Source organism: Promicromonospora aerolata (genome assembly GCF_042682255.1).
Classification (GTDB): domain Bacteria; phylum Actinomycetota; class Actinomycetes; order Actinomycetales; family Cellulomonadaceae; genus Promicromonospora; species Promicromonospora aerolata.
The window spans coordinates 5,587,931-5,600,095 of sequence record NZ_JBHUHF010000001.1; the positions used below are offsets into that span (position 1 = coordinate 5,587,931).

13 protein-coding genes are annotated in these 12,165 nt (G+C 73.2%); 8 read left to right on the forward strand and 5 right to left on the reverse strand.

Features of this window, described 5'->3' with window-relative positions; all coding sequences use genetic code 11:
* The first annotated feature begins 20 nt into the window (after positions 1-20).
* Positions 21-1,448 carry an FAD-binding oxidoreductase gene (locus tag ACFSL2_RS24855; protein ID WP_377200403.1) on the forward strand — a complete coding sequence of 476 codons (1,428 nt, stop codon included), beginning with the start codon at positions 21-23 and terminating at the stop codon, positions 1,446-1,448.
* Positions 1,449-1,466: 18 nt separating this feature from the next.
* Here the strand turns inward: ACFSL2_RS24855 and ACFSL2_RS24860 are convergent, their stop codons facing one another.
* The 3 genes from ACFSL2_RS24860 to ACFSL2_RS24870 all read right to left on the reverse strand — a co-directional run bounded on the left by ACFSL2_RS24860 (position 1,467) and on the right by ACFSL2_RS24870 (position 5,103).
* Positions 1,467-3,071 (reverse strand): hypothetical protein, encoded by a 1,605-nt coding sequence (locus ACFSL2_RS24860; protein ID WP_377200404.1) that lies wholly within the window; start codon positions 3,069-3,071, stop codon positions 1,467-1,469.
* A 164-nt stretch (positions 3,072-3,235) separates the two neighbouring features.
* Positions 3,236-4,168: an aldo/keto reductase gene (locus ACFSL2_RS24865; RefSeq protein ID WP_377200405.1), complete on the reverse strand. Its 933-nt coding sequence runs from the start codon at positions 4,166-4,168 to the stop codon at positions 3,236-3,238.
* Positions 4,169-4,230: 62 nt separating this feature from the next.
* Positions 4,231-5,103: an aldo/keto reductase gene (locus tag ACFSL2_RS24870; protein ID WP_377200406.1), complete on the reverse strand. Its 873-nt coding sequence runs from the start codon at positions 5,101-5,103 to the stop codon at positions 4,231-4,233.
* A gap of 103 nt (positions 5,104-5,206) precedes the next feature.
* Between ACFSL2_RS24870 and ACFSL2_RS24875 the strand changes: the two genes are divergently transcribed.
* The 3 genes from ACFSL2_RS24875 (at position 5,207) to ACFSL2_RS24885 (ending at position 8,076) form a co-directional block, all read left to right on the forward strand.
* Positions 5,207-6,103, forward strand: a complete 897-nt coding sequence (locus ACFSL2_RS24875; protein WP_377200407.1) for a LysR family transcriptional regulator — start codon at positions 5,207-5,209, stop codon at positions 6,101-6,103.
* 99 nt (positions 6,104-6,202) lie between these two features.
* The gene (locus ACFSL2_RS24880; RefSeq protein WP_377200408.1) at positions 6,203-6,952 is read left to right on the forward strand and encodes a sugar phosphate isomerase/epimerase family protein; all 750 of its coding nucleotides are present in this window, start codon (positions 6,203-6,205) and stop codon (positions 6,950-6,952) included.
* Positions 6,949-8,076 carry a Gfo/Idh/MocA family protein gene (locus ACFSL2_RS24885; RefSeq protein ID WP_377200409.1) on the forward strand — a complete coding sequence of 376 codons (1,128 nt, stop codon included), beginning with the start codon at positions 6,949-6,951 and terminating at the stop codon, positions 8,074-8,076. The genes ACFSL2_RS24880 and ACFSL2_RS24885 overlap by 4 nt, the downstream gene beginning before the upstream one ends.
* A 15-nt stretch (positions 8,077-8,091) precedes the next feature.
* Here ACFSL2_RS24885 and ACFSL2_RS24890 read toward each other — a convergent pair whose 3' ends face one another.
* Positions 8,092-8,736, reverse strand: coding sequence for a TetR/AcrR family transcriptional regulator (locus ACFSL2_RS24890; protein ID WP_377200410.1), 645 nt, complete (start codon positions 8,734-8,736; stop codon positions 8,092-8,094).
* Between the two features lie 59 nt (positions 8,737-8,795).
* Here ACFSL2_RS24890 and ACFSL2_RS24895 point away from each other — a divergent pair, with 59 nt between their 5' ends.
* Positions 8,796-9,437, forward strand: a complete 642-nt coding sequence (locus ACFSL2_RS24895; protein ID WP_377200411.1) for an NADPH-dependent F420 reductase — start codon at positions 8,796-8,798, stop codon at positions 9,435-9,437.
* Positions 9,438-9,455: 18 nt separating this feature from the next.
* On the opposite strand, the gene ACFSL2_RS24900 is transcribed toward ACFSL2_RS24895, so the two are convergent.
* Positions 9,456-9,941, reverse strand: a complete 486-nt coding sequence (locus tag ACFSL2_RS24900; protein ID WP_377200412.1) for a glycoside hydrolase family 16 protein — start codon at positions 9,939-9,941, stop codon at positions 9,456-9,458.
* A 9-nt stretch (positions 9,942-9,950) separates the two neighbouring features.
* On the opposite strand from ACFSL2_RS24900, the gene ACFSL2_RS24905 reads away from it, so the two are divergent.
* The 3 genes from ACFSL2_RS24905 to ACFSL2_RS24915 are packed head-to-tail and all read left to right on the forward strand — an operon-like array spanning position 9,951 to position 12,101.
* Positions 9,951-10,271, forward strand: coding sequence for a LysR substrate-binding domain-containing protein (locus ACFSL2_RS24905; RefSeq protein ID WP_377200413.1), 321 nt, complete (start codon positions 9,951-9,953; stop codon positions 10,269-10,271).
* A 31-nt stretch (positions 10,272-10,302) separates the two neighbouring features.
* Positions 10,303-11,055 carry a class I SAM-dependent methyltransferase gene (locus tag ACFSL2_RS24910; RefSeq protein ID WP_377200414.1) on the forward strand — a complete coding sequence of 251 codons (753 nt, stop codon included), beginning with the start codon at positions 10,303-10,305 and terminating at the stop codon, positions 11,053-11,055.
* Positions 11,052-12,101 (forward strand): CobW family GTP-binding protein, encoded by a 1,050-nt coding sequence (locus tag ACFSL2_RS24915; RefSeq protein ID WP_377200415.1) that lies wholly within the window; start codon positions 11,052-11,054, stop codon positions 12,099-12,101. The genes ACFSL2_RS24910 and ACFSL2_RS24915 overlap by 4 nt, the downstream gene beginning before the upstream one ends.
* The last annotated feature ends 64 nt before the right edge of the window (positions 12,102-12,165 follow it).

Here is a 12,165-nt window from a genome sequence, read left to right on the forward strand (position 1 = left end):
CACCGCTCAGGAGGCTCGAGATGGCCCTGCAGGACAGCACCGGCACCACCAGCGTCACCCGCACCACCCAGCTCTCACCCGAGGCGCTCGACGACGCCCTGGCCCCGCTCGCGGCCATCCTCGGTGACCGCCTGCTCACCCCGTCCGCGGACGAGTTCGCCGAGACGGCGGCCGTGTTCGTGGGCGGCCCGGTCCGGACACCGACTGCCGTCGCCCGCGTCCGCAGCACCGACGAGATCGCGGCGGCGCTCGCGGTCGCCCGTGACGCCGGCCTGCCGCTCGCGGTGCGTAGCGGCGGCCACCACCAGGCCCGGCACGGGCTGGTCGACGGCGGGCTCGTGCTCGACCTTCGCCTCCTGGACGGTGTCGACATCGACCCGGCCGCAGGCGTCGGACGTGCGCAGGGCGGGGTCCTCGCCGGTGCGTACACCGCGGCGGCGGGCGCCCACGGGCTCGCCACCGGGTTCGGGGACACGGGCAGCGTCGGCGTGGGCGGCATCACGCTCGGCGGCGGCATCGGCTACCTCAGCCGGCACGACGGGCTCACCGTCGACAACCTGCTCGGCGCGGAGGTGGTCCTCGCCGACGGTCGCGTGGTGCGGGCCGACGCCGACGAGCACCCCGACCTCTTCTGGGCGCTCCGCGGCGGTGGCGGCAACTTCGGCGTCGTGACCCGGCTGGACCTGCGCCTGCGGGAGCTGCGCACGGTCACGGGCGGAATGATGATGTGGGCGCCCGCGCCGGAGACGCTCGCCACGGTGCTGCGGACGTTCACCGAGGGGTCCGAGGAGCTCGGGGGCATGGTGAACGTGATGATGGCCCCGCCCGTCCCGATGATCCCGGCCGAGCTGCACGGCACGCCGGTCATCATGGCGCTGCTGTGCCACTCGGGCACGGCCGCGGCGGCCGCCGAGGTGTTCGGGCGGCTGCGTGCGCTCGGCCCGGTGCTCGACGGCGTGCAGGAGATGCCGTACACGGGGCTGTTCGAGGGGCCGGGCGGACCGCCGCCCGGTGGGATGGGCGACGCCCGGACCGGCTTCGTCGGTGCGGGCGCCTGGACGCCGGACGAGGCCTGGGCCGCCGACGTGATCCAGGCAGTGTCCGGGGCCGGCGGCCCCGCGGCGGTGAACCTCCGCGCCATGGGCGGTGCGATCGGTCGCGTCGACCCGGCGGCCACCGCCTTCGCGCACCGGGATCCCACGCTCATGGTGACGGTCGGCAAGTTCGCGCCGGACGTCGAGTCGCTGCCCGCGGCGAGCGCGTGGGTGGAGTCGACCGCCCGGGCGTTCGGCATCAGCGGGCGCGGCTACGTCAACTTCATGGGCACCGCCACGGAGCAGGACGTGCGCAACGCCTACCCCGAGGCGACGCTCGCCCGGCTGCGCGAGGTGAAGCGCGCGTACGACCCGCACAACCTGTTCGCGTCGAACCACAACGTGGCTCCCTGAGGGTCGCCCGGGCGGGCATCACGTCAACGGTACGGAGCGTTGTCCTGCCGCCTGGACGGCCGTCCTCGGCGGGGTGATCGCGACCACGACGAGGACGGCGGCCAGGGCGTAGCCGGCGACCTGCAGCAGGTTGAGCGCGGCCAGGAGACGCAGGCCGGAGGCGGCGTCCACCACGGTGCCGAGGACGGCGGCGATCGCGACGAGGCCCAGCAACGCTGCCCCGGTGACCCGGGCTCCACGGCGCGGGAGGCCGAGAAGGGCCGCCGCCAGCAAGGGCCCGAGGCCGGATACCAGGATCGTGAGCACGTGGAGCACGAACGCAGGGTTCGAGGCGTGCATCGCGAGGCCCGGGTCGATGAGCAGCTGCAGCGCCGGGGCCGCGAGCACCAGCGGGAGCACCGCTACCCAGCGCAACGTCGTGCCGCCCGCCTCCGGTCGCAGCACCCCGGTCCACGCGAGCGCGAGCGACAGGCCGAGCGCGACGAAGGGCAGCCCTTCCTCGAGGACGACCGTCCCACCTGCTGCCGTCCGGCTCACCAGCAGGGCGAGACCGAGGAGGCCCGACGCCACGCTTGCCACGACCAGCATGCCGCGGGAGCCGAGGGTCGCCGCGCCGGCCGCGAGTGTCAACACCGTCGGGACGGCCGCACCGACCAGCAGGCCGACGAGGTGCACCAGCCCCGCCCCACCGGGTTGGATCCCGGGGCCTTGCGTGAACATCCGCGCCACGTCCAGGCCGGTGGCCAGCACCAGCACGGTCAGGGCGACCAGGGCGAGCTTTCTGCTCCTCCCAGGTGGGTCGGACGGATCGCCTTCGGCTTCCTCGTCTGCCTCGGGGCGGGTGGACGCCACGACGACGGCGTCGTCCACCGCGCCTCGCCGTCGTGCGAGGATCCCGGCGACCGCGCATGCGAGTGCCAACCCCATCACGACGAGCGGCTCCGGGTTCGGCTGCCGGCCGAGCAGGAGGGCGGAACCGTACTGGCTCAGGCCGGCGAACACGATGATGACCGCCCCGGAGATCTGCGGCCCACGGTCGGGGAGGCAGACGAGGCCCGCCGCGAGGATCGTGAGCACGGCAGGTATGCCCAGGGCGACGAGAAGGACCGGCCACCACGCCAGGTCCCAGTAGGGGCCCGTTCCAGTGATCCGCCCCAGCACCGGGGCGAGCGCGACCAGGACGAGCGGCGCCCACTGGCGGCGCTCCGTGCGCGAGGTGATCCACCAGGCCAGGACCAGGCAGGCCAGGGCGAGCAGCAGCTGCGCCGGACCGGACCACAGGCGACCGGTCATGTCGGTGGTGGGGAGGCCGCCGCTCGCCGGCAGACCGAGCCCGATCAGCGCCACGAGGTGCAGCAGGGTGCCGACGCCCACGACCAGTAGAAACGTCCGCGAACCGCGAGCCACCGCGGCGGCCGCGAGGACGAGGGTGGTCACCGTCAGCACCGGGGCGATGGCGGCCAGGACGATCCAGCTGGTGGTGTAGTAGGCCTGGGAGAAGACGGCATCGGGGAGACCGAACAGCCCGGACACCGCCAGCAGGAGGGCGGCGGCCAGGGTGAGGACGCTGGTGCGGCTGGGTCGCGACGGTTCTGCGCGCGGGCCCGGCGGGGGAGCGGTCATGGTGCTCACCCTGGCAGAGGCGCCGGTGGAGCTACTACGGCCGCGGGGTGTGTTGCGCTGCGTAGACCATGTCCACGCAGCGCAACACACCCCGCACGTCTGCAGTCACCTTGGACGGCAGGCGGCCCCGAGAGCACTGGGCCCCACCACCGTGCGGCGCCGCGTCACGGCACCGTGTAGCCCGCCGCGCGGAACATCTCGTACCACTCGGCGCGCGTCAGCGGCACGTCCGAGCCGAGGGCGGCACCGGCCACCCGCTCCGGGCTAGTGGTGCCGAGCACCACCTGCATCTGCGCGGGGTGGCGCGTGATCCAGGCGGTGGCGATCGCGATGGCCGGCACGTCGTACTGCGCTGCCAGGCGGTCGATCACGGCGTTCAGCTCGGGGTACTCCGGGGAGCCGAGGAACACGCCGGTGAAGAACCCGGCCTGGAACGGCGACCAGGCCTGCACGGTGATGTCGTTCAGGCGGCAGTAGTCGAGCGTGCCGGAGTCGCGGCTGACCGACTGGTCCAGCGCCTGCATGTTCGCGGCCACGCCCTGCGCCACGAGCGGGGCGTGCGTCACGGACAGCTGGAGCTGGTTGGCGACGATCGGCTGCGACACGGACTTGCGCAGCAGCTCGATCTGCCCCGGCGTGTGGTTGGAGACGCCGAAGGAGCGCACCTTTCCGGCCGCCGACAGCTCGTCGAACGCCCGCGCCACCTCGTCCGGCTCCACGAGGGCGTCCGGGCGGTGCAGCAGCAGGATGTCGATGTAGTCGGTACCGAGCGCGGCCAGCGAGCCGTCGACCGACTCGATGATGTGCTCGTACGAGAAGTCGAAGTACGGACCCTCGCGCACGATGCCGGCCTTGGTCTGGAGCACCACCTGCTCGCGCTCGGACGAGGTCAGCTGCATCGCCTCGGCGAACCGCGTCTCGCACCCGTGCAGGGCGGAGCCGTACACGTCGGCGTGGTCGAAGAACGAGATCCCTGCGTCCCGCGCGGTCTTGACCAGGGTGCGCACCTCCTCGTCCGTCTTCTCCTGGATGCGCATCAGGCCGAGGACGACGTTCGGGACGGTGAGCTGTGTCCCGGGGAGGGTGAAGGTCTTCATGAGGTCCTTTTCTCGTGGTGTCTTGCGCGGGTCGTGAGTGGTCTTGCGAGGCGTCCCGACGGTCAGGCGCCGGCAGCGCTGAGCCGTGCGACCTCGTCGTCGGTGAGCGTCAGGTCCGCGGCCTGCGCGGAGTCCTGGACGCTCTCGGGCCGCGAGGCCCCCGGGATCGGCACCACGACCGGGGCGAGCGCGAGCTCCCACGCGAGCGTCACGCGGAACGGGGAGACCCCGTGCGCCTCCGCGACCTCGAGGAACGCCGTGTACTCCGCGCCGAGCTCGCCCGAGCGGGCCAGTGCGATGCCGCCCAGCGGGCTCCACGGCAGGAACGCGATGCCGAGCTGCGCGCAGAGCTCGAGCTCGGGCAGGGAGGAGCGGAACCGCGGCGAGAACTGGTTCTGCACCGAGACCAGGCGCCCGCCGAGGATGTCGTTGGCCTCCTGGATCTGGTCCGGGTTCGCGTTGGAGATGCCGGCCATCTCGATGACGCCCTCGTCGAGCAGGTCGCGGATCGCGCCCACCGAGTCGCCGTAGGGCACGTTCGGGTCGGGGCGGTGGAACTGGTACAGGCCGATGGCCTCGACGCCGAGCCGCTTGGCCGACGCCTTCACGGCCTCCTTCAGGTACTCGGGCCGGCCGTCCTTGGTCCAGGAACCGTCGCCCGGTCGCAGGTGCCCACCCTTGGTGGCGACCAGGACGCCGGAGGTGTCGCCGCCGTAGGAGCGCAGGGCCGAGGCGATGAGCTCCTCGTTGTGGCCCACCTCGTCGGCGTGCAGGTGGTAGGCGTCCGCGGTGTCGATGAAGGTGACGCCGGCGTCGAGGGCCGCGTGGATCGTGGCGATCGAGCGGTCGGTCTCCGGGCGTCCCTCGATGGACATCGGCATGCCGCCGAGGCCGATCGCGGAGACGGTACGGCTGCCGATGGTGCGGTGCTGCATGAGTAGCTCCTCGTGTCGCGACGGGTTCGAGCCTGAGACTAGGAAGCGATAACCTAGAAGTCCAACAACTCCCCATCATTATTCTTAGAACTGGTATTGCTTAATGGAACTGCGTCAGATGGAATACCTGGTCGCTCTCGCGGACGAACGGCAGTTCACCCGGGCCGCCGAGGTCACGGGGGTCTCCCAGTCCGGGCTGTCCGCCGCGATCCGCAACCTCGAGATGGAGCTGGGCACCAGGCTGTTCACGCGGACCACGCGCAAGGTCGAACCGACCGAGGCGGGTCTCGCGCTGCTGCCGTTCGCCCGCTCCATGCTCTCCTCCGCGACTGAGGCGCGCGATGCGGTGGTGCAGGTCTCGCGGGAGCTCGCCGGGACGCTGCGGGTGGGGGCGGAGCAGTGCCTCGGCATCGTCGATGTCGCCTCGCTGCTCGAACGCTTCCACCGTCGCTACCCGCTGGTGGAGATCGCGTTCACGCAGGCGGGCTCGCACGAGCTGCTGACCGGGGTGCGCGACGGCGACCTCGACGCCGCGTTCGTCGCCACCTCCGACCACGTCGGCGTGCTGCCACGCACCGTCCTGGGCCAGGAGCCGGTGGTGCTCCTGTGCCCGCCGGAGCATCCGCTCGCGTCGCGCCCCGCCGTGGACCGGGACGAGCTCGGCGGCGAGAACTTCATCGACTTCCACCCGTCCTGGGCCGTGCGACAGCTCAACGACGACGCCTTCGGCGCACGGGGCGTGCACCGCAGGGTGCGGTTCACCGTCAACGACGTGCACGCGGTGCTCGACCTGGTCGACCGCGGCCTCGGCGTCGCCCTCGTGCCGCGGCACGTGGCGGGCAAGCCGCAGGCCGCCCGGCTGGTCGCCGTCCCGGTGGTGCCGGACGGTGCCGCGGACTGGGTGGTCTCCGTGGTCACCGGGTCGGACCGGCACGACTCGCCGGCGCCCCACCTCGTGGAGCTCCTGGACGAGTCCCCGGCGCAAAACCTTCCACTGTAAGAATTTCTGGGTACGATCGTCGTGCGGTGCCCGGGGTGCGGCTGCGACGCAGCGGCCGGTCCGGTGCTGCCTCGTATCCGTGCCGAACGAAGGAGTTCCATGCCGACGACGACGTCGACACCATCCGTCCAGCTCTACTCGGTGCAGGACGCGGTCGCCGCGGACCTGCCCGGCACCTTGGCGCGCCTGGCCGAGATCGGGTTCGAGCACGTGGAGCCGTACGGTTTTCACGAGCGTGCCGCGGAGTACGGTCGCGCGCTCACGGCGGCCGGCCTGACGGCGCCGTCCGGGCATGCGCCGGTGCTCGCCTCGGAAGCTCCTGAGGCGATCTTCGACGCCGCGGCCGCGTTGGGCATGTCCACGTTGATCGCCCCGTTCGTGCCGGCCGAGCACTGGCAGACGGCCCAGCAGGTGGCCGGCCTGGCCGAGCGGGTCAACCGGCTCGCGGCGCTGGCCACGGAGCGTGGCCTGGAGCTCGGATACCACAACCACGCCTGGGAGCTGAGCACCCGCATCGCGGGCCGGCATGCGCTGGAGCTGTTCGTCGACCACCTGGACCCGGCGGTGGTGCTGGAGGTCGACACCTACTGGACGGCGGTCGGCGGCGCCGACACCCCGGCCCTGCTGAGCGCGCTGGGTGACCGCGTGCGCCTCGTCCACGTCAAGGACGGCACGCTCGACGGCGACATCGACGCACAGCAGCCGGCGGGCTCGGGCGAGGTGGGCGTGCCGGCGATCCTGGCCGCCGCACCGCAGGCGATCCGGGTGATCGAGTTCGACGCCTACGCCGGCGACGTGTTCGCGGGCATCGCGCAGTCGTTCACCTGGCTCGCGGAGAACGACCGATGAGCCGGGCAGCGGCCACGGCCCGACCCGGTGCTGCGGGCGTCGGCATCATCGGTGCGGGCAACATCTCCACCCAGTACCTGGAGAACCTGACCCGGTTCCCCGACGTCGAGGTCCGGTTCGTCGCGGACCTCGACCAGGCCCGTGCCGCCGCCCAGGCACAGGCCTACGGCGTGCCCGCATCGGGCAGCGTGGACGAGCTGCTGGCCCGTGCGGACATCGACGTGGTCGTGAACCTCACCGTCCCTGCGGTGCACGCCGACGTCGGCCACCGCGTCCTGGCCGCCGGAAAGCACGTGTGGAGCGAGAAGCCGCTCGCCCTCGACCGGACCGCGGCGTCGGCCCTGCTGGCCGACGCGGAAGCGCGCGGCCTCCGCGTCGCGTGCGCCCCCGACACCGTGCTGGGCGCAGGCATCCAGACCGCGCTCCGGGCGATCGCGCGCGGGGACATCGGGGAGCCGCTGACGGCGACCACGATGTTCCACGTGCCCGGTCCGGAGTCATGGCACCCCAGCCCCGACTTCCTGTTCGCCGCCGGCGCCGGGCCCCTGTTCGACATGGGGCCGTACTACGTGACCACGCTCGTGCACGTCTTCGGGTCCGCGACGCGGGTCCAGGCGGTCGCCTCCACCTCCCGCCCGACCCGCACCATCGGCAGCGGCCCGCGGGCCGGCGAGGTGTTCGACGTGCTGGTGCCGACGCACCACGCCGCGCTGATCGAGTTCGGCCCGGGGCGGTCGGCGCAGTCGACGTTCTCGTTCCAGCATGCGCTGCACCGGGGCGGGTTCGTCGAGATCAACGGCACGGAGGGGACGATCAGCCTGCCGGACCCCAACGAGTTCGGCGGCGACTCGACCCTGTGGCGCTACGGCTCGGCGGAGCCGACGGTGCTCCCGGCGAGCGGCCCCGACCTCGGCCGTGGCGCCGGCGTGGTCGACCTGGTGCGCTCGATCCGCGACGGCGGTACCGAACGCGCCTCCGGGGCGGTCGCTGCCCACGTCCTGGACATCCTGCTCGCGGTCCGGGACGCGGCGGACGGCGGCAAGCCCGTCGAGATCGACTCCGCCGTCGGACCGGTGGCGCCCCTGCCGGAGGGCTGGGACCCCACCGTGGCGGCTCCGGGCTGACGCTGACCAGGCACCTTACGGTTCGGCCGCGGTGCGCTCAGCCGGCCCGGCGCCCGGCAGGAGCCGTTCCAGCAGCTCCAGCGAGCGGCGGACGTCGACGTCGTCGGGGGCGAGCAGCCACTGCAGCTGCAGGCCGTCCGACGCGGCCACGACCAGGGCCGCCGCGTCCTCGGGGTCGACGTCGGCGGCTATCGCTCCGGACTCCTGCCCCGCCCGGACCCGCTCGGCGAGGTCCGCCCGGACGCGCTGGTACCGGGCCTGCACGAACGCACGGGTCTCGGGGTGCTGCTGCTCCTGCAGGGCGTCGGTGGTGAGCGTCGCGTACAGCTCGACCAGCCCAGGGATGGAGCGGTTGCGTTCGGCGCTGCGCTCCATCATGGCGACGGCCGAGACCGCTTCGGGCGCCGACCGTTCCCGCGCCTGCGCCTCGTGGACCCGGTTCTCGTGCGTCCGGTAGACCTCGACGAGCAGCTCGTCCCGGTTGGCGAAGTAGTAGCGCAGCGCGGCGTGCGAGACACCGATCGCCTCGCCGATCGCCCGCAGCGAGGCGCCGACCCCGCGCTCGGCGAACAGCTCCATGGCGCGAAGGAGGATCTGCGCGCGCCGCTCCGGGCCCTTCCGGTACGACCGCACGCCGGGGGCCGCCTCGCTGTTCGCCATGGACGCCATCGTACGAAGCCGGCCGGAATGCACGGGCCCGCACCGAGGTTGCCGCGCTTATGAGCACATTCGGCATCATCGGATCAGGGAACATCGGCAGCCAGGTCGCGCGCCTCGCGATCGCGCAGGGCAACGACGTGGTGATCGCGAACTCGCGCGGCCCCGAGACGCTCACGGACATCGTCGCGGAGCTGGGGCCGCGTGCACGGGCGGCGACTGCCGAGGAGGCCGCCGCTGCCGCCGACGTCGCGGTCGTCGCGGTGCCGCTCAAGGCGTACCGCGACGTCCCGGTCGAGCCTCTGGCAGGCAAGGTCGTGCTCGACGCGAACAACTACTACTGGGAGCGCGACGGCCGTATCGCGGCCCTCGACCGGGGCGAGGCGACGACGTCGGGCCTGCTGCAGGAGCACCTGCCCACCTCGAAGGTCGTCAAGGCGTTCAACCAGATCATGGCGCCCGCGATCACGACCGATGGTACGCGGGCGGGTGCGGAGAATCGCCGGGCCCTGGCGACGGCGAGCGACCACCCGGAGGCGATCGATCTCGTCACCCGGTTCTACGACGCGGCGGGCTTCGACACCGTGAACGTCGGACCGCTCAGCGAGTCTTGGCGCGTCGAGCGGGACCGTCCCGCCTACGTGGCGCGCCAGAACGCCGAGGAGCTGCGCGCCAACCTGGCCCGCGCGCCGCGCGTGATCTGAGCTGGGACGGGCGGGGCCCTACCCGCCAGTGGTCCCCGTCACCGACCGGACGACCGCGGTCCGCGGGTACCCGGCGGGGTCCCGTGGGCCGGCCGGAAACTCGAACAGGTCGATCATGAGCTGGAGCGGATAGGCGAGCACCTGGGCCGACGTCCAGATGGTCTCGCCGTCGACGAGCAGGCGCACTCCCGCCGCGTCCCACCGCGCCGCGTAAGCGTGCGGGGCGGTCGCGTCCATCGGGAGCCGGACGTCGGCCAGGTCGGTCCGCAGGCGCGGGTCGTGGTGCGCCTTGACGCCGAGCCGGACGGTCGACCCGTCCGGGCCCAACCGGTCGCCGAAGAGCTCGGCCAGGCAGATCTCGCCCGAGTCCTCGTGCGCGTCCTCCTCGAGGCCCACCAGCCAGACGCCCACCATGCACGTCGGGTCTGGCGAGGCGCTCAGGACCACCTCGACGCTGCCCGACGACGGCGTCCACAGTCGGCTCGTCGGTGTCGCGGTCCGCACGACCAGCCCGTGGCCGAGGAGCAGTGGATAGTCGGCAAGGGCCTGCGCGGCGACCCGCAGTTCGGGGCGTGGCCCACCCTGCCCGCACCGAGGGTCGCGTACGCGGTCCGCGACTGGCACGCGCGCCTCGGCCTGGTCGCAGCAGGCCTCGGCATCACCACCCTGCCGGAGATCGCCGCGGTCGCCGTCCCTGCCGACGTCGTGACGGTCCGCGTCGACGACCCCGCCTGGTTCGGTCGTGCGGCCGTCGCCGTCACGCGCACGGAGCGTCCGACGAGCGTGGACGTCGTGGTGGCGGTCCTCCGCGAGGTCGCGCAGGAGCTGCGCTGAGCCCGCTCCGCGGTTCGGATACTGTCGTGTGATGCCGAGCACGAGCCCTGATGATCCCTGGTCGAGCGTTGCCGACGACTGGGGCAGCTACTGGGGCAGCTTCGCGCGACCCGTATGGGAGCCGCTGCTGGCCACCGCGGCGATCGGGCCGGGCACCCGGGTGCTCGACGTCGGCTGCGGCACCGGCGAGCTGCTCGAACACCTCCAGGAGCTGGGCGCTCGGCCCAGCGGCGTCGACCCGGCATCTCGCATGGTCGAGCTCGCCCGCGCGCGGGCCGTCGGCGCGGAGGTGCGACCCGGTGACTTCGAGCAGCTCCCGTTCGACGACGGCGCCTTCGACGCGCTGCTCGCCGTGAACGCCCTCCAGTTCGCCGGGGACCAGGAGCGCGCGCTCGCCGAGGCCCACCGCGTGCTGGCACCTGACGGCGTCGTCGGCCTCGCGGGGTGGGCCGAGCGTGCGCGGAACGACCTGGACGCGATCAACGTCGCGCTCGCGACGGCCGACGACGAGGATCCGCCCGAGGACAGCCCGTTGCGCGTCGAGGGCGGTCTCACCGACCTGCTGCGCAGCGCGGGCTGGGAGGTGCTCGACGACGGCGTCGTGCCCGTGCCGTGGACCGCGCGGCACGACACCGATCTGGTGCGCGGGATCCTCTTCGGGGAGGACGCGTCGACGATCGCGGAGCTGGCCCCGGTCGTGGTCGCCGCAGCGGCCCCGTTCCGCCGGCCGGACGGCGGCTACCGGCTCGTGAACGCCTTCCGCTGGGCGGTGGCACGGCAATGAGCAGCCCTGCGGCGAACGGCCGCGTGCCCGTGGTGACGCTGACCGGGCATCTCGGCGCGGGCAAGACCACGCTCCTCAACCACCTGCTGCAACAGCCCGGCGCGCGGGTCGGCGTGATCGTCAACGACTTCGGCGACGTCAACGTCGATGCGGGCCTGGTCACCGGCCAGATCGACGAGCCGGCTTCCATCGCGGGCGGCTGTCTGTGCTGCCTGCCCGATGCCGGTGGGCTCGACGGCGCGCTCGAGAAGCTCACCCACCCCCGGCTGGGGCTGGACGTCGTCCTGGTCGAGGCCAGCGGCATCGCCGACCCGCTGACGCTGGCGCGGATGATCCGGTTCAGCGGCGTCGAACGGGTGCGGCCCGGGGGAGTGGTCGACGTCGTCGACGCCGTGGAGCACTTCGGCACCGTCGACCGCGGGGGCGACGCGCCGGCGCGGTACGCGGTGACCTCGCTCGTCGTCGTGAACAAGACCGACCGGCTGCCCGCACGCGAGGGCGAGCGGACGCTCGCGCGCATCGAGGCCCGGGTCCACGAGCGCAACCCGGCTGCTCAGGTGGTGCGCACGGCGTACGGACGCGTGGATCCGGCCCTGGTCTACGACGCGGCGTCCGCCGAGGACCCGCCCGACCAGCTCCCCCTCGCCGCCCTGCTGCGCGACGGGCGTGAGCACGACCACGAGCACGCCGACGCCGTGACGGTCACCGCGGCCGGTCCGGTCGGCCCAGGACGGCTGGTCGACCTCCTGGAGGACCCGCCGGCGGGCGCGTACCGGATCAAGGGGCGCGTGGTCGTCGACACCGGTCGCAGCCTGCGCGGCTACGTCGTGAACGTCGTGGGCCGCTCGGTGCACGTGACCAGCAGGGGGGTCGACCCCGCGGCAGATGGCGGCGGGGGCGACGGCGCCGGCGAGCTCGTGGCCATCGGCATGCACCTCGACGTCGGGCAGGTGCGGGACCGGCTCGAGCGGGCGCTGGCGCCGTCGGCCCGCCCGGACGCTCAGGGCTTCGCCCGGCTCCAGCGCTACCGGCGCCTCAGCCAGTGAGCGGTCGGCGCCGGGCGGGCCGGGGGCGTCCGTCGTCCGGCGGCGTCGGGCGCCCGTAGGGTGA

Coding starts and splice junctions, on each gene's coding strand:
- ACFSL2_RS24855 (WP_377200403.1), top strand. CDS start 21: ATGGCCCTGCAGGACAGCACCGGCACCACCAGCGTCACCCGCACCACC.
- ACFSL2_RS24860 (WP_377200404.1), bottom strand. CDS start 3,071: ATGACCGCTCCCCCGCCGGGCCCGCGCGCAGAACCGTCGCGACCCAGC.
- ACFSL2_RS24865 (WP_377200405.1), bottom strand. CDS start 4,168: ATGAAGACCTTCACCCTCCCCGGGACACAGCTCACCGTCCCGAACGTC.
- ACFSL2_RS24870 (WP_377200406.1), bottom strand. CDS start 5,103: ATGCAGCACCGCACCATCGGCAGCCGTACCGTCTCCGCGATCGGCCTC.
- ACFSL2_RS24875 (WP_377200407.1), top strand. CDS start 5,207: ATGGAACTGCGTCAGATGGAATACCTGGTCGCTCTCGCGGACGAACGG.
- ACFSL2_RS24880 (WP_377200408.1), top strand. CDS start 6,203: ATGCCGACGACGACGTCGACACCATCCGTCCAGCTCTACTCGGTGCAG.
- ACFSL2_RS24885 (WP_377200409.1), top strand. CDS start 6,949: ATGAGCCGGGCAGCGGCCACGGCCCGACCCGGTGCTGCGGGCGTCGGC.
- ACFSL2_RS24890 (WP_377200410.1), bottom strand. CDS start 8,736: ATGGCGAACAGCGAGGCGGCCCCCGGCGTGCGGTCGTACCGGAAGGGC.
- ACFSL2_RS24895 (WP_377200411.1), top strand. CDS start 8,796: ATGAGCACATTCGGCATCATCGGATCAGGGAACATCGGCAGCCAGGTC.
- ACFSL2_RS24910 (WP_377200414.1), top strand. CDS start 10,303: ATGCCGAGCACGAGCCCTGATGATCCCTGGTCGAGCGTTGCCGACGAC.
- ACFSL2_RS24915 (WP_377200415.1), top strand. CDS start 11,052: ATGAGCAGCCCTGCGGCGAACGGCCGCGTGCCCGTGGTGACGCTGACC.